The sequence below is a fragment of the Methanoculleus sp. 10 genome, from assembly GCF_913757945.1.
GTDB lineage: Archaea > Halobacteriota > Methanomicrobia > Methanomicrobiales > Methanoculleaceae > Methanoculleus.
The window spans coordinates 321,625-341,179 of the sequence record NZ_CAJYDP010000001.1; the positions used below are offsets into that span (position 1 = coordinate 321,625).

Below are 19,555 nucleotides of genomic sequence, written 5' to 3' on the forward strand. Positions count from 1 at the left end.
GAAGATGGCCCGGAAACGATACCCCGGCATCGCCGCGTTTGAGCCGGAACTGATCCGTAGCGCTCTCGTCGGCGCCGTGCAGAGACTGGACCCCCGAAGGCTCGCCGGAAACCCGGTGATGCTCCTCGTGGAGATCGGCGGTATCATCACGACCCTGATCGCCCTCGCCGGGTTCGTTACCCCGACCGCCGGGGGAGTCTTCTTTCCCGGCATGGTCTCGGTCTGGCTCTGGCTGACCGTGCTCTTTGCAAACTTTGCCGCGTCGCTCTCCGAAGGCCGTGGGAAGGCACGGGCCGCGTCGCTCCGGGAGTCAAGGGCCGCCGTCCCGGCCCGCAGGCTCAGGGAAGAGGCGTTCGACGCCCCGGCCGTCGAGGTGCCGTCCTCGGACCTCAGGCCGGGCGACCTCGTCCTGGTGCGGGCGGTCGAGGTCGTCCCGGGCGACGGCGAGGTGGTGAAGGGTGCCGCCCTGGTCAACGAGGCGGCTATAACCGGTGAGTCCGCCCCGGTGGTGCGTGAGGCCGGTGGTGACCGGAGCGCCGTGACCGGGGGGACCACGGTGATCGCAAACGAGATCATCGTCAGGATCACCGCCGAACCCGGGCAGACGTTCCTCGACCGGATGATCGCCATGGTCGAGGGGGCGCAGCGGCGCAAGACCCCGAACGAGGTCGCGCTCGATATCCTGATCCTCGCCCTGACCGGGGTCTTTCTCCTGGCCGTCGCAAACATCTACCCTGCCTCCGCCTACAGCGCAGCCGCAAGCGGCACGGGCGCCCCCGTCGGCCCCGTGGTGCTCGTCGCGCTCTTTGTCTGCCTCGCGCCCACGACCATCGCGGCACTCCTGCCGGCGATCGGTATCGCGGGGATGGACCGGCTCTTCCAGAGGAACGTCGTCGCCCTCTCGGGACGGGCAATCGAGGCCGCAGGCGACGTGAACATCCTCCTCCTCGACAAGACCGGGACGATCACCCTCGGCAACCGGGAGGCGACCGGGTTCGTCCCGGTGGAGGGGCAGAGCCGGGCGGACCTGATGGAGGCCGCCCTCCTCTCGTCCGCCGCCGACGAGACGCCTGAAGGGAGGAGCATCGTCGCCCTCATCCGGGAGAAGACCGGGACCGACGTCACCTGTCCTCCCGGAGCAACGTTCATCCCCTTCTCGGCGGTGACCCGGGTGAGCGGCGCAGAGTGCCGCGGGACGACCTACCTGAAGGGCGCCGCCGACGCGGTGGTGAAGGCGGTCCGGGAACACGGCGGAACCGTGCCCCCGGACCTCGCGGCGAAGGTGACCGGGATCGCATCGGCCGGCGGCACGCCGCTCGTCGTTGCCCGCGACTCGACGATCCTCGGGGTCATCTACCTCAAGGATATCCTGAAGACCGGTATCCGGGAACGGTTTATGGATCTCCGCCGGATCGGTATCCGGACGGTGATGATCACTGGCGATAACCCGCTCACCGCCGCAGCCATCGCGGCGGAGGCAGGCGTGGACGATTACCTGGCCGAGGCAAAACCGGATGACAAACTCCGGTTGATCCGCGAGTACCAGGAAGAGGGTTACATGGTCGCCATGACCGGCGACGGGACCAACGACGCACCCGCCCTTGCCCAGGCCGACGTGGCGGTCGCGATGAACAGCGGCACCCAGCCCGCACGGGAAGCGGCGAACATCATCGATCTCGACAGCGACCCGACAAAACTCCTGGATATCATCGAGGTCGGCAAGGAGATCCTGACGACCCGGGGCGCCCTGACCACCTTCTCGATAGCAAACGACGTCGCCAAGTACTTCGCCATCATCCCCGCCGCGCTCGTCGGGGTCTACCCGCGGCTTGCGGTCCTGAATATCATGGCCCTGGCAACACCCGGGTCGGCCATCCTCTCGGCGGTCATCTTCAACGCGCTGGTCATACCGCTCCTGATCCCGCTCGCCCTCACCGGGGTCAGGTTCAGGCCGATGCCGGCATCGCAGCTCTTCGTCTACAACCTGATCATCTTCGGCCTCGGGGGCGTCGTCGTGCCGTTCATCGGTATCAAGATGATCGACCTCGCGATCGCCGGTATGGGGTGGTAGCGGTGAAAGAGACGCTCGCGCGCGCCACACTCCTCTTTGTCCTGCTTGCGGCCGTCACGGGGGTCGCCTACCCCCTCGCGGTGACGCTCATAGCCGGGGTTGCTTTCCCCTTCCAGGCGCACGGGAGCCTTGTTGCCGGCGACGACGGTCAGGTCACCGGGTCGGTGCTCATCGGGCAGAACTTCACCGCGCCGTTCTACTTCCGGGGCCGCCCGTCGGCGACGCCGGTGACCCCGTACAACGCCTCGCACTCCGGCGGCTCGAACCTGGGGCCGACGAACCCCCTCCTCCTCGGCCAGGTTGCAGAAAGGGTGCAGGCGCTCAGGGAAACCGGTGTGACCGGCCCGATCCCCGCCGACCTGGTCATGGCATCGGGGAGCGGGCTTGACCCGCATATCAGCCTTGACGCGGCGCTGGTGCAGGTCCCGGCGGTTGCAAAGGCGCGCGGCCTCCCCGAAGAGGAGGTCCGGGCGCTTGTTATGGCTGAGGCCGTCGATTCGCCGTTCGCGGGGACCTACGTCAACGTCCTCTCGCTCAACCGGGCGCTGGACCGTAAAGGAGGAGAGCATGGCGGCCGTTGAGGAGGAGGTGCGGCCTCTTCCCGAGGACCTGCTCGCCATCGCCCGCCGCTCGGAGGAGGGGAGAGGGCGGCTGACGGTCTACCTCGGCTACGCCGCCGGCGTGGGGAAGACCTATACGATGCTTGAGGACGCCCTCCAGCGGCGGGGGGAGGGGGTCGATATCGTCATCGGCTACGTGGAGACCCACGGCCGGCCCGAGACCGGGGCCCTCGCCGCGCGGCTTGAGGCCGTGCCTCCCGCAACCATCGACTACCAGGGCCTCACCCTGCGGGAGATGAACCTTGACGCGGTTCTTGAGCGGCGCCCCGAGGTCGCCCTCGTCGACGAACTTGCCCACACCAACGCGCCGGGGAGCCGCCACGTCAAGCGCTACGAGGACGTCGAGGAACTCCTCCATGCCGGCATATCAGTCTACACGACCGTCAACATCCAGCACGTCGAGAGCCAGAGCGACGCTGTCGCCCAGATCACCGGCGTCCGGGTTCTGGAGACCGTGCCCGATACGTTCCTCTCCGGGGCCGACGAGATCCGGCTCGTCGACGTCACCCCCGAGGAGCTGCGGCTCCGTCTCAGGGCGGGGAAGGTCTACGTCAGGGATATGGCCGAAGCGGCGATAGGCCGGTTCTTCAGCACCGGAAACCTCCTCGCTCTCCGGCAGCTTGCCCTGCGCTATGTGGCGACCGCCACCGACCGGCAGATGGTCGGCCATATGCGGGCCCGCGCCATCCCGGGCCCGTGGCCGGCAGCCGAGCGGCTCCTGGTCGGGATCCGGCCGGGCCCGACGGCCGGGCAGCTGGTGCGGGCGGGATACCGGCTTGCCGTCCGGCTCGACGCCGACTGGGTGGTGCTCACGGTGGACCTGGAGAGCGAGCGGGCGCTCACGCTCAGGGAGCGCGCCTGGCTCACGGCGGCGCTGGAGACCGGGAGGAGGCTCGGGGGCCGGATCGTCCGCCTTCGCGGCGAGGATGTCGCCGACGAGATCCTCCGCTACGCCCGGCGGAACAACGTCACCATGATCATGCTCGGTAAGCCCCGTGGGGTCGATAGCCTCTTCTCCCCCGTCTACAGGGTCCTGCGCCGGTCGCGGGGTATCGATATCGTCCTCTATGAGCCCAAAGAGGACGTCGTGCGTATCCCCATCCTCCGGCAGGTCCCGCACCTCCTCTCCTGGGACTACGCCGCAAGCCTCGTCCTGATAGCCGCCGCCTGGGGGGCGAGCATCCTCCTCCAGGGGATCGCCCAGCCCGAACTCCTCCTGGTCCTCCAGCTCCTGCCCGTCGTCGTGACCGCGCTCTTCTTCCGGCGGGGAGCCGCGCTGCTTGCAGCGGTTGTGAGTATCCTTGCATTCGACCTCATCTTCGTCAAGCCCTACTACTCCCTGACGGTAGATGACTGGGGCTACTTTGCCGCGTTTGCCGGCTACGTCGTCATCGCTCTCGTGGTCAGCCGGCTTGCCTCCCGGCTGCGCCGTCTGCTCCCCCAGATGAGGGAGAGCGAGGCCGAGGTAGAGGCGGTCGCCGGACTCTCCCGTGACCTTGCCCGGGCCGCAACAAGGGAGGAGGCCTTCGATACCCTTGCCCGCCACATGCAGGGGTTTGGACCCGGGTCGTCTGCGGTGCTCGCCCCGGGCCCTGCCGGGCTGCACGTCCTGGCAGGCGACCCCGGTTACCCGCTCGACGCGAAGGAGCGGTCGATCGCGCGGTGGTCTTACGAGAATGGCGAGGCCGCAGGCCGGGGAACCGATAACCTCCCCTCCGGGACGGGGCACTACATCCCGGTCAGGGTGCACCGACTCACCTTTGGTGTCATGGCGTTCGTCTTCGCCGACCCGGAGGAGGTGCTCACCCCGGAGAACAAGGAGATCTTCCAGACGATGGCGCTCCTTGCGGCGCTGACCCTGGAGCGGATGAATTGACCGGGTGCGGCGAAAAAAAGGGTTAATCGATGGCTATGAAGGCCTGTTTCCCAACTTTGGCGTAGACGCCGCAGACGGGACATATATAACTCTCGGGCAGGTCCCGGAAGGCCGTCCCCGCGGCTATGCCCCGTTTGGGCTCTCCCCGTTCAGGGTCGTAGATGTACCCGCAGGCCACGCAGAGGTATCTGCCTGTTCGTACGGCCAGGAGCAGGAACGACCGCGGCCCCGCTCCGCAGACCGGGCACGTGTAGTCTGCCGGCAGTTCTTCAAAAGCAGTCCCGGGCGGAATCTTCTGCCCTGGCTCTCCCCGCCCGGGCTCGTAGATGTAGCCACACACTCCACAACGATAAGGTTGCATGCTCTTTGCCATTGGTTATCTCCTCGAGGAAACCAGATACCGGGTCGCGCCGGTACCCTGCGCGGTAATGATGAGCCCCTCAATATAATCCTTTCCTCCGGGGCATTCACCAGGGAGATGCACCGGCGATCCCCGGCACCCGGGAACCGTGCCACGCTCACGAACTCCCGGCTCCCTTCTTCCCGGGTTCGTGGAGGAGCCGGGGAGAGCTCGCCTTCCGGAGCCGGTGCTGCCCCGCACAAAGGTATTTCATGTATGACAACAGACTAAGTAGGGTAAGCGGGGCGCGAAAGCGTAATCAGTGCATCCTCCATCCCGCGTTTATCATGTTCTTCCCCCCGGGCGAGGGTTGCCAAGCCAGGTCAAAGGCGCTAGGTTGAGGGCCTAGTCTCGTAGGAGTTCGAGCGTTCGAATCGCTCCCCTCGCACTTGTTTTGTATGTGTCTGTGGACTAAGGGTAACTGTCACCAGGCATGACTCCCTGATATACCCCGGCCGCCGTATTCCGGGAGGTTTCATGGCGAATCCCCGCTCAGATCGCCAGCGTCACCGCGCCTATCCCGAGGAGGAACACCCCGATCGAGAACCTGAGTGCCCTCCGGTGCTTGAGTCGCCACGTATCGATCCGCTCCGGCGGGATGCCGAGACCGATGCCTGCGGTGATGGCAAGGAGCGGCAGGACGAACATCACGTTGTAGGCAAGAAGGTACGGGATCCCCTCCACAACGGTCGCGTGCTCCGAGAGGAGGGCAAGGACCGCAAGGTACACCCCGCCGGTGCAGGGGAGCTCGAAGACCCCGGCAAGCACACCGAGGAGGCACGCGGCGGGTATGGTTGCTTCCCGGAGCAGGGGGGCGAGGCGCTCCCTCCTCCTCACCGGGATCGCGAGCGTAACCGGCAGGTCGCGCGTAAAGGCGGAAGCGATCTGCAGGACTCCTGCAACGATGGCGATGCACCCCGCGAAGGTCGAGAAGAGGCCCATGACCTCGAACGACCGGACCGCAGCAAACAGGCCGAACCCCGAGAGGAAGTAGACTGCAAAGACCGCCAGCGAATAGGCGGCCCCGGCGGCGAAGACCCGGCCCCGCGTGCCGGCACCGAGGACGCCGACCAGCAGAAAGACCAACACCGCGAAGGCGCAGGGGTTGATGCCGTCAAGGAGGCCGGCAGAGAGCACCAGGGGGAGGGTGAGCGCCACGGGTTCGTCCCGGCCCGGCTCTCTCCACCGCTCCTCGTAGTCGGCGGACGGGATGAGACCGTACTCGAGGGCGACGACCACCTCCCCGAGGTTATCCCGGACCTCCTCCTCCCCGGTGAGTACAACGGTATCGCCGGCAAAGACCACCGGGAGCGCGGGGGTTAAGGAGCCGTATGCCGCATCGAAGGCCGAGTACATCCGGTATGCGTCGCCGCCGGAAGCAGTGTCGTAGAAGACGAACCGGATGTCCGGGTGGGCGGCGGCGATATCCCGGACGGCGGGCATGACCTGGGTACATGCCGAGCAGTGGGAACTGTAGAAGACGGTCACCTGGTGACGTGCGTCGGGAGGGATGGATACCACAGGATCGGCGGATGGACCTGCGGTATCCATTCTCTGACCGGCTGCAACCCCTGCAGCAACACAGAGCAGGGCCAGGGCAACACCGATGATTGCCCGGAGGCGGCGGCTTTGCATGGTCTTCATCCGCCCGGGGAGAATGCGAGCGGTATCGGTCCCCCCTGGGCCTCGCTCTCCAGGAGAGCTCAGGAATACTTAACCCTATGCTGACTGGTTGCGGGGACGTGCCTCCCCCTGCATACGCCCGCGGAAAGAGGGTGGAAGTCGTGCATCACGTGAAAGCATGCCGGCCGGTTCTTCGACTCCGGGCCGAAAGAAGAGATGTCAGACCGGAATGGCTTAAACCAGCACTTCGTGACGCTGCCGGCACCGTGCCTGCAGCTCGTCCCACTCGTCGGGGTGTTCTTCGGCCCACGCAAGGACCGCCTGTGCAATCCGGCCTCGCGACTCCGGGTCGCCCCGGTAGTCGACCAGGATGCAATCAACCACCACTCCTATCCGTTCTTCCGGATCTTCGTCGTTTCCTGTCATACTCCATACCCTCTGATACGCGCCCGGGGCGCTCACATGACTGAGAGATCCGACACCTTATAATCCTGATCATCCCCGGCCGACAGCACCCGGCAGGCCCGGATCAGCCCGGAAAGCGATGCCGGCGGTCAGCAGGCGCCTTCGCAGCCATACCGGCCGGGTTTCGGGCGACCTCGTATCCGGCAGGAGGTGTCAGGCTGCTGCCGGGGGGCACCCCGGGTCCGCGAACCGCCTGCCGGATGCCGCCGCAGGGGTTATCATGCCCAAAAGAGAACGGGTACGCGAACGACCATGAGACTCGGCGTGCTCTTCTCGGGCGGGAAAGACTCTCTCTTCGCCTGCTGGAAGGCGATGCAGCAGGAGGAGGTGACCTGCCTGATCACGGTCGTCTCCCAGAACCCCGAGAGTTACATGTTCCACACCCCGAACATCCACCTTGCCGGGCTGCAGGCCGTGGCGGCGGGGCTCCCCCTCGTGGAGGTGGAGACGGCGGGCGAGCAGGAGGCGGAACTCCTGGATCTCGCGCGGGCTCTCCTCCTGGCCCGGGAACGGTTCGGGATCGAGGGGGTCGTCACCGGGGCGATCCTCTCGATCTACCAGGCCGCACGGATCCAGCGGATCTGCCGCGAACTGGACCTCTGGTGCTTCAACCCGCTCTGGCACACGGACCAGGAGGCCTACATGGAGGAACTCATCGGCGCCGGGTTCCGGGTGATCATCGCGGGCATCTTCTCCTGCCCTTTCGACGCATCCTGGCTCGGGAGGGAGATCGACCGCCGCACCCTCGACGACCTCCGAAAGGCCGCCCGGAAGTACCGGATCACCCTCACCGGCGAAGGCGGGGAGTTTGAGACGTTCGTCATCGATGCCCCCTTCTTCTCCCGGCGGATAGCGATCGAGGAGGCATCGGCGGTCTGCCGGAACTACAACGGCGTCCTCCGGATCGAGCGGGCGGGGCTGGTGGAGAAGTGATCCTGGTCGTCGACCTCTGCTACCGTGACGGCTCGCTCTCCCGCGCCGAGTTCGTCGGGCCGGTCGAACGGTTTCTCCGGGGGGCCGGAGCAGAGCCCGTCGTCCGTCACTACACCGCCGTCAGCGCACCGGATATCGAGGGTGCGGATGGGGCGGTCCTCTGCGGGACGGCGTTGAAGGACACGGGTTTTGCGGAGCACCCCGGGCGGTTCCGGTGGCTGCCTGCGTTCGAACGCCCGGTGCTCGGCATCTCCTCGGGCATGCTGGCCCTCGCGGCGGCATTCGGCGGCGGCACCGTGCCGTGCTGCGAGATCGGTATGACGGATGTCCGGGTGACCGCGCCGGATCCCCTCTTTGCCGGGATGACGGGCTTTCCCGCATATGAACTGCATGAACGCGCCGTGGAAACCCCTCGCGGGTTCATACCCCTCGCCGTCTCGGACCGGTGTGTCCAGGCGATCCGGCACCGCTCGCTCCCGCTCTACGGTCTCCTCTTCCACCCGGAGGTCAGGAACGAGTGGGTCATCGAGCGGTTCCTCCAGCAGGTGGAGAACACTCAGTAACACTTATCCCCACGGGCCCCGGTAGATGAGGTAGAGGTGCCCCCGGGCACCCGGGACAGGGATGAAATCGAGGTTACGCCATACCCGGCCCATGCCGGCGGGGGGATGAGAGGGTGCCGGACCCGCTCAGGCTGCTTATCGTCACCGGGAGCCCGGACGACGCTTCCCTGGTCCTGGAGGCGCTCCGGAAGACCGGACTCCCGTTCGAGGCAGCCTCATGCCGGCGGTTTGACGAAGGTCTCGATGCGCTCCGGCAAGAATCGTTTGATGTCGTCCTGCTCGACCCCGGCCGGGATCCCGGGGCGGCGGCGCGGGTGAGCGGCCAGACCCCCGGGATCCCGGTCATCCTCCTCGTCTCGCGCGATGACCTCGACCTGGCGGTCAGGGCGCTCTGGCGCGGTGCGGACGATTATCTGGTCCGGGAGGAGATCACGCCCGAACTCCTTGCCTGCACCCTCCGCCACGCCCTCGCGCTGAAGCGTGCGGAGGCAGCGCTCGGGAGGGTGGAGGGCATGTGGCGCGAGATCGGCGGGAGCCTGCACGAAGGGGTGCTGGTGGTCGACCGGGGAGGCGTCATCATGTTCGCCAGCGCCCGGATGGCGGAGATCCTCGGCTATCCCGCGGGCGAGTTGCCGGGGACTTCCTTCCTCTCCTTCGTCGACCAGGACGACGCGCCGCGGGCGGCGGCCCTGATCGGGCGGTGGAGCGAGGACGGGCGGAAGGAGGCTGAACTCCGGCTCCGGCGCTCTGATGGCGAGGCGGTTGCCGCGAGGGTTGCTGCCTCCCCGGTCACCGCCGGGGGCGAGGAACACCCGGGTATGGCCATCGGTGTTGCGGACATCACCGGGCAAAAGACCGCCGAGGAGAAGGTCAGGCGCAGGAACGCCCAGCTCGACGCCATCAACCAGGTGGTGAGGACCGCCGCGGCGTCGGCGGACATGGACGAACTGTTGGCAGGCGTGCTCGAAAAGACCCTGGAACTCCTCGGTTTTGAAGGAGGCGGCGTGTACCTGATCGACCCCGGCCGGTCGAGGGCCGAACTGGTCGCCGAGACCGGGCTCCCGGAGGGGGACTCGCTCCGGCAGCGGATCGTCGACCTGGACATCCCGCCATACGACGCGGTCATCGGGCAGGGCATCCCGCATTTCGTGGAGGACTACCCGGAGGGCGCCGGTGACGGAATCCGGGCGTTTGCGAGCATCCCCATCACCGCCGAAGGGAAGGTCATCGGCGCCGTCAACCTGGCCAGCCGGAGTCCACATATCTTCTCCCCCGCCGAGCGGGAACTGCTCACCTCCATCAGCCAGGAGATCGGGAGCGCCGTCGAGCGGATGCGGCTCCGCGAAGGGCTGGAGAAAGCGCACGAACAGGCGAACTTCTACCTGGATCTCCTGACGCACGACATCAACAACGCGAACACCGCCGCCATCGGCTACGCGATGCTCCTCCGCGAGATGCTCTCCGGGCCGGAGAAGAACCTTGCCGGGAAGCTCACGGCCGCTGTCAGGCAGAGCGCAGAGATCATCAGGAACGTCTCGGCGATCCGGCGGATCGCGCAGGAGAGCCTCGTGCCCCGGCCGGTGGACCTCGATGCCGTGATCCAGAACGTCATCTGCCTCTTTCCGGACGCCGACATCGTCTACGAGCCGCAGGGCCGGTGGGTCGCTGCCGACGACCTCCTGTCGGAGGTCTTCATAAACCTCGTCGGCAACGCCGCCAAGTTCGGCGGCCCCGGCGTCTCGATCCGGATCAGTACCCGGGAGGAGGACGGGACCGTTGTAGTCTCGGTCGAAGATACCGGCCCGGGGATACCGGACGCCGAGAAACCCCGGGTCTTTGAGAAGTTCAGAAAAGGCGGGGCAAAGAGCGGCAAAGGAATCGGGCTCTACATCGTCCGCGTCCTGATCGAACGCTACGGGGGCCGGATACGGGTCGAGGACCGGGTGCCGGGCCACCCGGAGTCCGGCGCCGCCTTCCGGTTCACGCTCCCGGCCTGCCTGCCCATCACCGGCCGTACTGGTTGATCGTGTTGATCAGGGCCGAGAACCCTTCCATCTCTTTCTCGAGCACTTCGGTCCGGGTCATGCCCATGCTCGTCTCTGCATCGGCCGTCAGCATCTCGGGGCCGCGCACCACCTCGCGGTCGACGCCGTCGGCGGAGAGGATTGTCCGGGCCTCGGCGTCGTGGACGAACGCCCGGCCGGGGATGATCACGACGTCCTCAAGCCTCGTCAGGTTTACCCCGGCGAGGTCTTCGGCGGTGATGAGGCAGGCAATCTCCTTTCTGACCCTGACGACCCGTGAGCGGTAGCCGCGGATCGAGAGGACCCGCTGGATGAAGGGGGCGGCGATGCTCCCGGTGATCACCGTCGCACGTCTCTGGACCCGGGGGAGCTTCTTCAAGAGGTCGGGTTCATGGAGGATCGCGAACGGGGACCCGATCGAGGGGTCCCCGAGGGGTGTCCCGCTGATCTTCATCGAGAACCGCTCGTTGAGGTCGGTGACGAGCTCGTGGAACTCGTCGACGGTATGGACCTGCTGCCCCTCGATGAGCGGCGTGTTGCCGAGGATGAGCCCCTGGTCGGTCCGGTTGGCAAACCGCATCAGGATCAGCCCTTTTGCGCCCCGCCCCTCGAGCCACGTACAGGTCTTCTCAAGGGTTTCGCCGTCGTTCACGCCCGGTATGACGACTGCGGCGGCGTAGACGTCAATCGCGCCGCAGAGCCGGTCGAGGACCGCGAGCGAGGCTTCCGGGGTCGGGTCGTGCATCCAGCGCCGCCGGAGGCCGGGGTCGGCGGCAAAGACGGTGTACGAGACCTCGGAGAGGCCGTTCTCGATGAGGAAGTCGGCTATGCCCGGGTCGTCGAATCCTTTCCCGCTGGTGTAGCCGATGTGGAGCGGCGCCTCCATGCTCGCGAGCAGTTCGACGAGGTCGCAGAAGTCGGGGTAGCAGCTAGGGTCCCCGCCGCCGCTGATGGTGATCCGGTCGACGTCGTCGCCCATCACCTGGAGGTTGCCCAGTACTTCGTCGGCGACGGTCCGGAGGTCTTTGAACCCCGCGTACCCCTCACGCACGCCCCGGGTGCAGTAGTCGCAGCCTTTCTGGAAGGGGAGGCAGTATTTGCAGCCAAACGACGTCGTCCCCTGGACGTGTTTGAAGTAGCAGTACGAACAGAATCCCCGGCAGTCGAGGCCGGGCCGGCCCCCGAGATCGACGGTGAGATGCGACATTCTGTTGGTACTTCTGCGCTCTTCTGTTATGAACCTTGTAGACCCGCCTTCCGGCGGCATCCTGCACCGTTATGGTCAGGCGTTTGCCTTGCGGTTACATCCCACCGGTTCGAAGGGGCTCCTGCGCGTTATACGTGACCTCTTCGGTTGTGAGCACCGCCCAGGGGGAGGCCTCGTCCTCCCAGGCAATCGCGACGGTCCCGGGGAGCAGCCGCCCGTCTATCCTGCTCCATTCCCTGACTTCGTTCAGCCACAGGATCTTCTTCTCGGTCTCCTCGCCCTTGTAGCGCATCGACCGCATCTCCTGCAGCAGGGCGGTCTTCGGGTCGAAGCGCAGGATGATCCGCTCCTCTGCATTGCCGAACGGGATCACCAGCTCTGCCGTATGCTCGTTCACGGGCTCAAAGTGCGCTCGTGGATCGGTGACCCACACGGCCGGCATCCAGACGGCCTCGGCCCATAGGGCAAGATTGGCGCCCTGGTCGATCTTCGGACCCGCGACGACGCCGAACGGCAGTTCCAGGCGGGCGGTGCCGTTGGTGTAATACTCGTTGACCTTCATCACCGGCAGCCCGAAGAACGTGTTCTCGATGTAGTGGTGGTAGTTCCGCCCGGTCTTGTGGGTAAACCGGAACCGCGCCGGGAATGTGATCCCGCCGATGCGCATGGTGCCGCGCCCGCCGATCCCTGCCGACTCGATCAGCGGCAGATCGCTGCCGTAGAGAGTGCGGTAGAAACGCTCCACGGGTTGAGGCAGCCCCTCCGGCAACGGGACCGTCTCTGGTGCGGCCGCTGACCCCACCGGCGGTGGAAAGGGAGCGGGTTCTACCTGCAATCCCACCCAGCCCACGAGGAGGAGGGCGAGAAGAACGGCCACGATGATGATTATCGTAGTTACGAGATTCATCTCCTCACACCTGCAATGCTCATCCTGTCCTGTCGGCCCCTGTTTGGATCGGCGCATCGTGCTCCCCTACGGTCGAGGAGTACCTGCAGAACTGCCGTTTGTCTGCGGAGGGTTTTATACTATGTGAACTCCCTCTAACCAGAGATGAGAACGAGCCACCGGCTGCTGCTCCGGCTCTACCATGACCCCGGCTATGACTTCTCCCGGGTCGAGATCGAGTACGTCGACAGAGGGGCGCCCGGCGACCGCTCGACGGTGCAGGGCGACCGGGTCCTCGCGCTCGATGCGCAGTACCTGGAGGTGGACGCCGGGACCCATGTCGCCTCTATTCCCTACCACCGGGTCCGGCGCATCCTCTACGACGGCGGGACCGTGTGGGAACGCGGCGCTCCGCCAGCGGCGGGGCGTGGGAAACCCGAAGGGCCCTGAGTGCGCCCGGGAGCCGCGAGAGGATTTCGACGCCACCTTTTTTACCGCAGACGACCAATAATATAGAGTATGCCCCAGTGGCTTAGCTGGCAGAGCGGCTGACTTGTAATCAGCAGGTCCCGTGTTCAAATCACGGCTGGGGCTCTTTACCCTTTTGTGTAAAGCCCGTTTCCAGAACGGGTTGTTCCCCAGGCATTATTTGTCTCCAGCCCATGAAAATACATACCGTCTGGTCGTGCTCAACCCCATCGGCGTCCCAACGCGCGGTGTGGCGTTACGATGAAACGGGCATCTATCCCGCCGGCCCGCCATCTTCGCCGTCGTAACTATATTATCTCCCGGAGAGAATAGTTCAACCGGAACCGGAGGAGGAGCAGCCACGAAGATCAGGGTCACCCGCTGTTTTGAAGAAGAGGACGCCGACACGCCCGCGGTTTCGCCGGCGGTCCTCGAGATCGAGGTGGACCAGGGAGACGTCCCTTCCGCAGACGAGATCCTCTCGTTCGCGTCCGTCCACGGGGACTTTGTCTGTGTCCCGGACCGCATCTTCCGCCGGTTCGAGATCATCCTCCCGCTGGAGAGTCGTCTTGAGATCCTCAAGGACGCGCTCCTCCAGGTCATACGCCTCGAACCTGAAGGAGCCGGGGGGCTCAACCCCTATGAGGTCGAAGACTTCGTCGATACGCTCGAGAAGACACGGCAGAGGGCGCTTGAGGGCGGCAACACCCCCTGACGCCCTCTCCGGCAGGCGCGGTCCGGCCGTGTGGCACCGGCAACCGGCCCCCGATTCGTTCACCTTTTTGCGGAGGACCGCGAACCTGTAGGTGATCGGAGTGGCAGAAGAGGAGAGAGGGGTGTGCGGGTCCGGCGGGCTTGCCCGAAACGCTATCCATACCATGGACTGCATAGAGGGCATGCAGCGCCTCCCGGCAGGCTCGGTTGATATCATCGTCACGTCGCCGCCCTACAACATCGGGAAGGCATACAATTCTTACGACGACCAGAAACCCCGGGATGACTACCTCGACTGGATGGAGCGGGTCGCCAGCGGGGCGGCGCGGGTTCTCGCCGACGACGGCTCGTTCTTCCTCAACATCGGCGGCAAACCCCGGGACCCCTGGATACCCTTTGATGTGGTCCAGCGGTTCCGCCCCCACTTTACGCTGCAGAACGTCATCCACTGGGTCAAGTCGATCGCCATCGCGAAGGAGGACGCGGGCAATTACGAGAATATCGCCGGTGATGTCGCCGTCGGCCATTACCAGCCGGTGAACAGCTCCCGGTACCTGAGCCAGTGCCATGAGCACATCTTCCACTTCACGAAGGAGGGAGACGTCGCCCTCGAAAAACTGGGCATCGGCGTGCCCTACCAGGATAAGAGCAACATCGGGCGGTGGAAAGCGGCGGAGCGCGACCTCCGGGACCGGGGGAATACCTGGTTCATCCCCTACCGGACCGTCCGCTCCTCCCGGCCCCACCCAACCAGTTTCCCGGAGAAACTCCCCGAGATGTGCATCCGGCTCCACGGCTGCCGGCCCGGGATACTGGTCCTTGACCCCTTCATGGGCATCGGGAGCACGGCGCTTGCGGCAATCGCCCTCGGCGCCGACTATATCGGGTTTGAGATCGACCCGGCCTACCGGGATATTGCGGAAGCCCGGATCGCCGAAGCGCGCCGGACGGCAGGGCAGGGCTGAGGACCGGCGGCGACTTTCCCGGGGTTGTGGGGAACTACTACACCGATTCCAAATGAACAGACCGTGCCTGACCTTTGTCCCTTCCCCACGGAGCGCTCCCTTCGCCCCCACCCCGCCCGCGCTTCACCCAGGTGGAATACCCGTACGCTTCTCTGGCAACCCCGCCCGGCCCGCGCTTCGCCTCTCCCCGCCCCGGGGATGGTGCTGGCAGCGGTTTCCCGGGAGGAGAGCCAGAACCCGATTTTCCAGGCTTGTCCCGGTACTGGACCGTGGTGGCTATCGCCACGGGGAGGGACCGAGGGGCTCGTCCCTCCCGGGCAAAATGTGCTAGCGTCCTCTCCAGCACTACCCCGCCTCCCGGGGCAGGCCAGTCATGGCGATACCCGGTGGGAAGCCGTGCCAGGGGGCGGTGCTGATGTCGGTTTCCTGAAAGACCGGGAAAATCCGTGCCCGGGGATGCAAACTCCCGGGCGGTGCGAAACACGATCGATGGTCTCCTCCGGCGAGAGTGCCGGTAATTGAGAATCGATGCACTACATCCTGCCGCTCGCGGCGGCGCCGGCGGTCCGGGCCGGCCCGTGAAGCGGGTCTCCGGTGCAGGTCACCGATATTCATCGAGAGGCCCGTCCGGACCAAGTCTATTATATAATTCGGGCGTTATGTAGCCCCTGCCAGAGAGGGACAACAATGGATATAAAGTACGTATCAACGACATGCCCGTACTGCGGCACCGGGTGCGGGTTCAACCTTGTCGTTCGCAACGGCAAGGTCTTTGACGTGGCGCACTGGCAGCGCGCACCCGTCAACGGGGGCAAGCTCTGCCCCAAAGGACGTTATGCCCATGAATTCATCAACAGCCCGGATCGCCTCACGAAGCCGCTGATCAAGAAGGACGGCACATTCGTCGAGGCGACCTGGGACGAGGCGTACGATCTGATCGCGGAGAAGTTCGGGTCCTACAAACCCGACGAGATGGCCTGCCTCTCCTCCGCCCGGGCATCGAACGAGGAGAATTACTTAATGCAGAAGTTCGCCCGGGTGGCGCTCAAGACGCCGCACGTCGACCACTGCGCCCGGCTCTGCCACGCATCCACCGTCGCCGGCCTCGCGGCGGTCTTCGGGTCCGGGGCAATGACCAATTCGATCAAGGACATCACCGAGTCAAAGTGCATCTTCATCCTCGGGTCCAACACCTTCGAGCAGCACCCGCTGATTGCGCGGAGCGTCATCCGCGCAAGAGGGGACGGTGCGAAGGTGATCGTGGCCGACCCGCGCAACACACCGACCGCCCGGCAGGCCGACCTCTACATGCCGTTCGTCTCCGGGACCGACGTCGCCATCTTAAACGGCCTGATGCAGGAGATCATCAAAAACGGCTGGGAAGACAGGGAGTTCATCAAAAAGAGGACGAAAGACTTCGAGAAACTCAGGGAAGTCGTCATGAAGGACGCCTACAGCCTTGAGAACGTCTCAAAGATCTCCGGCATCCCGGTCGAGAGCCTCAGGACCGCCGCCGGGTGGATCGCGCAGGCCGAGGTTGCCACGCTCATCTACTCGATGGGCATCACCCAGCACACCGTCGGCGTCGACAACGTCAAATCGACCGCGAACCTTATGATGCTCACCGGCAACCTGGGCAAGCCCGGCGGCGGCGTGAACCCGCTCCGCGGCCAGAACAACGTCCAGGGCGCCTGCGACATGGGAGCCCTCCCGAACGTCTACTCCGGCTACCAGAAGGTCACCGACGAGGCGACCCGGGAGAAGATGATGGAAGCCTGGGGTGTCGATGATATCGCCGAGGGTAAGGTCGGCTACACCGTCACCGAGATGATCAACATCCTCGCCGACAACCCCGGCGAGCTCAGGTGTATGTATATCATGGGCGAGAACCCGATGCTCTCCGACCCGGACATCCAGCACGTCGAGGAGGGACTCCGGAACCTGGAGTTCCTGGTCGTCCAGGACATCTTCCTGACTGAGACGGCCCGCCTTGCCGACGTGGTGCTCCCCGCCGCCTGCTACGCGGAGAAGGACGGCACCCAGACGAACACCGAGCGGCGCGTCCAGCGCTGGAGGAAGGCCCAGGACCCGCCGGGAGAGGCGAAACCCGACTGGCAGATCCTCTGCGACCTCGGGAGGAGGATGGGCTACGGGAAACAGTTTGCGTTCGAGAGCCCCGAAGCGATCTTTGCCGAGGTCGCCGCCGTCACCCCGTCGTACCACGGCATGTCCTACGGCCGCCTCGACCCGGACGGCCTGCACTGGCCCTGCCCGACCGCGGAGCACCCGGGGACGGCGATCCTCCACCGGGAGAAGTTCGCCATGCCGGACGGCCTTGGGGTCTTTTCCGCCATCGAGTGGAAACCGCCCGCCGAGGTCCCCGACGCCGAGTATCCGTTCGTCCTCACCACCGGGCGGGTCATCTGGCAGTGGCACACCGGCACGATGACCCGCCGGTCGCGGAGCCTTGAGAAGGAGGCGCCGATCGGCTGGATCGAGATCAACCTCGAGGACGCAAAGGCGCTCGGCATCAGGGACGACGAGGTCGTCCGGGCGAGCACCCGCCGCGGGTCCATCGATATCCCCGCCCGGGTCACCCCGGAGATCATCAGGGGCGTCATGTTCATCCCGTTCCACTACAAGGAGCACCCGGCGAATATGTTGACGCACAACGCGCTCGACCCGATCGCAAAGATCCCGGAGTTCAAGGCCTGTGCGGTCAAGGTCGAAAAGATTGTGGAGGCGTGAGATATGGCAGGAAAAGGCGATTTACTCTATGCGTGGACGACGGATGAGGCTCTCAGGGAGAAGGCGGAGACCGGCGGGGCAGTCACCGCGCTGCTGCGTTACGCTCTTGAGAGCGGTATGGTCGACGGGGTCTTTGCGGTCAGGAAGGGCGCGGACGTCTACGACGCGGTGCCGGCGCTGATCACCGACCCCGCCGAGATCGGGGGGATTGCCGGGTCGCTCCACTGCGGCACCCTCCTCCTCCCGAAGCAGATGCGGCGCTGCCTTCTATCCGCCGAACCGGATATGCGGATCGCGACAGTCCTCAAGGGCTGCGACGTCAAGGCGATCTACGAGATGGCCAAGCGCAACCAGGTCAACCTCGACAACATCATCGTCATCGGCTTAAACTGCGGCGGCACCATCCGGCCGGAGACGGCGCGGATCATCGTCCGGGAGAAACTCGGTCTTGACCCCGACGATGTCGTCAAGGAGGAGATCGACAAGGGAAAGTTCATCGTCATCACCAAGGACGACCAGCACGCATCCGTCTCGATCGACGAACTCGAAGAGGGGGCAAAAGACCTCCTCGGGAACGAGGGGCTCGGCCGCCGGTCCAACTGCCGCCGGTGCAAGATCAAGATCCCGCGCCAGGCGGACCTCGCCTGCGGCAACTGGGGCGTCATCGGCGAGCGTGCCGGCAACGCCACGTTTGTCGAGGTCTGCTCCGAGAAGGGCGCAAACCTCCTCAACGGCGCCGTGCAGGCTGGCGCGGTGGCGACGGAGGCGGCAAATCCGAAAGGGATCGAGATCCGCGGCAAGGTCGAGAACGCCATGCTGAAACTCGGCGACCGGTGGCGGGCACGCTACTTCGGGGCGCTCGGCGAGGGTACGGAGCGCCTGAAGAGGATCCGGGAGCAGACGAGCCGGTGCATCAAGTGCTACTCCTGCATCGAAAACTGCCCGATCTGCTACTGCATCGACTGCAGCACGAGAAAGGATTACCTGGTCGAACCCGGCGTGATCCCACCGCCGTTCATGTTCCACCTGATCCGGTTCGCGCACATCTCCGACTCCTGCGTCAACTGCGGCCAGTGCGAGGAGCTCTGTCCCGTCGAGATATCGAACTCGGTCTTCCTCCACGCCATCCAGACAGATCTCGAGAAGCTCTTCGGGTTCCACCCGGGTGAGGATATGACCCCGCCGGTGCTCGCGCTCGTCGAGGAGAAACCCGAGCGCGACCGGCTTCTCGCCACCGGCAGCGACCAGATCTTTGATATCTTCAAGTGACGGCCATCCGGGAGGCCGGGACCCGGGGGGATTCCCTCTCCCGGGTCTTCCGTACGTTCTCTCCCCGGGCCCGCCGCACGATCTCCGGAGACGCCCATAGCGCCCCTGTAGTCCCGGATCTTTCTCGGGCCGGGTTTCCCACTGTCAGCGCCGAATTGCAATCCCGGAAGACGGGCATATGGGTCCTGGCGGGGGTGTAGCACCGGGCCCGTGGTCCACGATGGAACCGGGACGAGTGACCGCCCCATCCCTGGAGAGAACCGTCCGGTCACCGGCCTCGCGGCGGATGCGGCGGACCGGGCTCCTCCGCACCTGCCATCCGCAACGTGGGGTGCCTGACCTGGCGGGGGCGCCGCGGGGGGTACTCGAGCCCCTGTAAACCGCTCGGAGAGTGGGCCGATCCGGGACCCGGCCCCCTCCTCTAAAACTGAGCGAAATGACCCTTATATCCCCAAAATAACGATAATTATTCGGTTTCGGGGCCCACCATGGGGGCACACGCCGACGCGCAGCCATCCGCGATGATTTTACCGGATATTCGTTGCCCTGGCATGGAGGGAGGCGGAGTTTGAAAGAACTGCGCGCCTGCTCCCGCATACCCGTTCAAATATCACCCTGAAACCACCTATATTCCGCGTGGTCTCAAAAACAAAGCCAGAAGCATCGTTTATTGATTCTTGATGTTTAATTACGGGAATTAACTCATATCGAAGATAAGCGCCT

General features: G+C 65.4%; 16 protein-coding genes and 2 tRNA genes. 13 read left to right on the forward strand and 5 right to left on the reverse strand.

Annotated features, from left to right (window positions below):
* The first annotated feature begins 4 nt into the window (after positions 1 to 4).
* From kdpB to QZ408_RS01670, 3 genes are read left to right on the forward strand one after another with little or no spacing between them, the layout of a single operon-like run.
* A complete protein-coding gene (kdpB, locus tag QZ408_RS01660; RefSeq protein WP_292489145.1) occupies positions 5 to 2,071 on the forward strand; it encodes a potassium-transporting ATPase subunit KdpB in 2,067 nt (688 codons plus the stop codon).
* 2 nt (positions 2,072 to 2,073) lie between these two features.
* Positions 2,074 to 2,652 carry a potassium-transporting ATPase subunit KdpC gene (gene kdpC / locus QZ408_RS01665; RefSeq protein ID WP_292489147.1) on the forward strand — a complete coding sequence of 193 codons (579 nt, stop codon included), beginning with the start codon at positions 2,074 to 2,076 and terminating at the stop codon, positions 2,650 to 2,652.
* Entirely contained in the window at positions 2,639 to 4,567 is a 1,929-nt protein-coding gene (locus QZ408_RS01670; RefSeq protein ID WP_292489149.1) for a DUF4118 domain-containing protein, read from the forward strand. The genes kdpC and QZ408_RS01670 overlap by 14 nt, the downstream gene beginning before the upstream one ends.
* Positions 4,568 to 4,589: 22 nt before the next feature.
* On the opposite strand, the gene QZ408_RS01675 is transcribed toward QZ408_RS01670, so the two are convergent.
* Complete coding sequence (locus tag QZ408_RS01675) at positions 4,590 to 4,940, reverse strand: rubredoxin (protein WP_292489151.1); 351 nt, start codon at positions 4,938 to 4,940, stop codon at positions 4,590 to 4,592.
* A gap of 330 nt (positions 4,941 to 5,270) precedes the next feature.
* Between QZ408_RS01675 and QZ408_RS01680 the strand changes: the two genes are divergently transcribed.
* Positions 5,271 to 5,355, forward strand: a tRNA-Leu gene (locus QZ408_RS01680).
* A 104-nt stretch (positions 5,356 to 5,459) separates the two neighbouring features.
* Here QZ408_RS01680 and QZ408_RS01685 read toward each other — a convergent pair.
* Positions 5,460 to 6,611, reverse strand: coding sequence for a cytochrome c biogenesis protein CcdA (locus tag QZ408_RS01685; protein ID WP_292489153.1), 1,152 nt, complete (start codon positions 6,609 to 6,611; stop codon positions 5,460 to 5,462).
* Positions 6,612 to 6,824: 213 nt separating this feature from the next.
* Complete coding sequence (locus tag QZ408_RS01690; protein WP_292489155.1) at positions 6,825 to 7,016, reverse strand: hypothetical protein; 192 nt, start codon at positions 7,014 to 7,016, stop codon at positions 6,825 to 6,827.
* Positions 7,017 to 7,307: 291 nt separating this feature from the next.
* Here QZ408_RS01690 and QZ408_RS01695 point away from each other — a divergent pair, with 291 nt between their 5' ends.
* From QZ408_RS01695 to QZ408_RS01705, 3 genes are all read left to right on the forward strand, one after another.
* A complete protein-coding gene (locus tag QZ408_RS01695; RefSeq protein WP_292489157.1) occupies positions 7,308 to 7,988 on the forward strand; it encodes a diphthine--ammonia ligase in 681 nt (226 codons plus the stop codon).
* A complete protein-coding gene (locus QZ408_RS01700) occupies positions 7,985 to 8,551 on the forward strand; it encodes a hypothetical protein (protein WP_292489159.1) in 567 nt (188 codons plus the stop codon). Before QZ408_RS01695 ends, QZ408_RS01700 begins: the two co-directional genes overlap by 4 nt.
* 113 nt (positions 8,552 to 8,664) lie before the next feature.
* The gene (locus QZ408_RS01705; RefSeq protein ID WP_292489160.1) at positions 8,665 to 10,575 is read left to right on the forward strand and encodes an ATP-binding protein; all 1,911 of its coding nucleotides are present in this window, start codon (positions 8,665 to 8,667) and stop codon (positions 10,573 to 10,575) included.
* Here QZ408_RS01705 and mmp10 read toward each other — a convergent pair.
* Both mmp10 and QZ408_RS01715 read right to left on the reverse strand, forming a co-directional pair.
* A complete protein-coding gene (mmp10, locus tag QZ408_RS01710; protein ID WP_292489162.1) occupies positions 10,556 to 11,782 on the reverse strand; it encodes a methyl coenzyme M reductase-arginine methyltransferase Mmp10 in 1,227 nt (408 codons plus the stop codon). The two genes, QZ408_RS01705 and mmp10, sit on opposite strands and share 20 nt — an antisense overlap.
* Positions 11,783 to 11,876: 94 nt before the next feature.
* On the reverse strand, positions 11,877 to 12,689 hold the full coding sequence (locus tag QZ408_RS01715; RefSeq protein ID WP_292489165.1) for a DUF6544 family protein: 813 nt from the start codon (positions 12,687 to 12,689) through the stop codon (positions 11,877 to 11,879).
* A gap of 144 nt (positions 12,690 to 12,833) precedes the next feature.
* On the opposite strand from QZ408_RS01715, the gene QZ408_RS01720 reads away from it, so the two are divergent.
* From QZ408_RS01720 to QZ408_RS01745, 6 genes are all read left to right on the forward strand, one after another.
* Positions 12,834 to 13,118, forward strand: a complete 285-nt coding sequence (locus QZ408_RS01720; protein ID WP_292489167.1) for a DUF504 domain-containing protein — start codon at positions 12,834 to 12,836, stop codon at positions 13,116 to 13,118.
* Positions 13,119 to 13,189: 71 nt separating this feature from the next.
* A tRNA-Thr gene (locus tag QZ408_RS01725) sits at positions 13,190 to 13,262 on the forward strand.
* Positions 13,263 to 13,578: 316 nt separating this feature from the next.
* Positions 13,579 to 13,851: a hypothetical protein gene (locus QZ408_RS01730; RefSeq protein WP_292489169.1), complete on the forward strand. Its 273-nt coding sequence runs from the start codon at positions 13,579 to 13,581 to the stop codon at positions 13,849 to 13,851.
* Between the two features lie 91 nt (positions 13,852 to 13,942).
* Positions 13,943 to 14,815, forward strand: a complete 873-nt coding sequence (locus tag QZ408_RS01735; protein ID WP_292489170.1) for a site-specific DNA-methyltransferase — start codon at positions 13,943 to 13,945, stop codon at positions 14,813 to 14,815.
* 687 nt (positions 14,816 to 15,502) lie between these two features.
* Positions 15,503 to 17,563, forward strand: coding sequence for a formate dehydrogenase subunit alpha (gene fdhF / locus QZ408_RS01740; protein WP_292489172.1), 2,061 nt, complete (start codon positions 15,503 to 15,505; stop codon positions 17,561 to 17,563).
* Between the two features lie 3 nt (positions 17,564 to 17,566).
* Complete coding sequence (locus QZ408_RS01745; RefSeq protein WP_292489174.1) at positions 17,567 to 18,832, forward strand: Coenzyme F420 hydrogenase/dehydrogenase, beta subunit C-terminal domain; 1,266 nt, start codon at positions 17,567 to 17,569, stop codon at positions 18,830 to 18,832.
* Positions 18,833 to 19,555: the final 723 nt, after the last annotated feature.

What these genes read in the sequence shown, in the direction of transcription:
- kdpB (WP_292489145.1), top strand. Translation starts at nt 5, where the DNA reads ATGGCCCGGAAACGATACCCCGGCATCGCCGCGTTTGAGCCGGAACTG.
- QZ408_RS01670 (WP_292489149.1), top strand. Translation starts at nt 2,639, where the DNA reads ATGGCGGCCGTTGAGGAGGAGGTGCGGCCTCTTCCCGAGGACCTGCTC.
- QZ408_RS01675 (WP_292489151.1), bottom strand. Translation starts at nt 4,940, where the DNA reads ATGGCAAAGAGCATGCAACCTTATCGTTGTGGAGTGTGTGGCTACATC.
- QZ408_RS01685 (WP_292489153.1), bottom strand. Translation starts at nt 6,611, where the DNA reads ATGAAGACCATGCAAAGCCGCCGCCTCCGGGCAATCATCGGTGTTGCC.
- QZ408_RS01690 (WP_292489155.1), bottom strand. Translation starts at nt 7,016, where the DNA reads ATGACAGGAAACGACGAAGATCCGGAAGAACGGATAGGAGTGGTGGTT.
- QZ408_RS01695 (WP_292489157.1), top strand. Translation starts at nt 7,308, where the DNA reads ATGAGACTCGGCGTGCTCTTCTCGGGCGGGAAAGACTCTCTCTTCGCC.
- mmp10 (WP_292489162.1), bottom strand. Translation starts at nt 11,782, where the DNA reads ATGTCGCATCTCACCGTCGATCTCGGGGGCCGGCCCGGCCTCGACTGC.
- QZ408_RS01715 (WP_292489165.1), bottom strand. Translation starts at nt 12,689, where the DNA reads ATGAATCTCGTAACTACGATAATCATCATCGTGGCCGTTCTTCTCGCC.
- QZ408_RS01720 (WP_292489167.1), top strand. Translation starts at nt 12,834, where the DNA reads ATGAGAACGAGCCACCGGCTGCTGCTCCGGCTCTACCATGACCCCGGC.
- fdhF (WP_292489172.1), top strand. Translation starts at nt 15,503, where the DNA reads ATGGATATAAAGTACGTATCAACGACATGCCCGTACTGCGGCACCGGG.
- QZ408_RS01745 (WP_292489174.1), top strand. Translation starts at nt 17,567, where the DNA reads ATGGCAGGAAAAGGCGATTTACTCTATGCGTGGACGACGGATGAGGCT.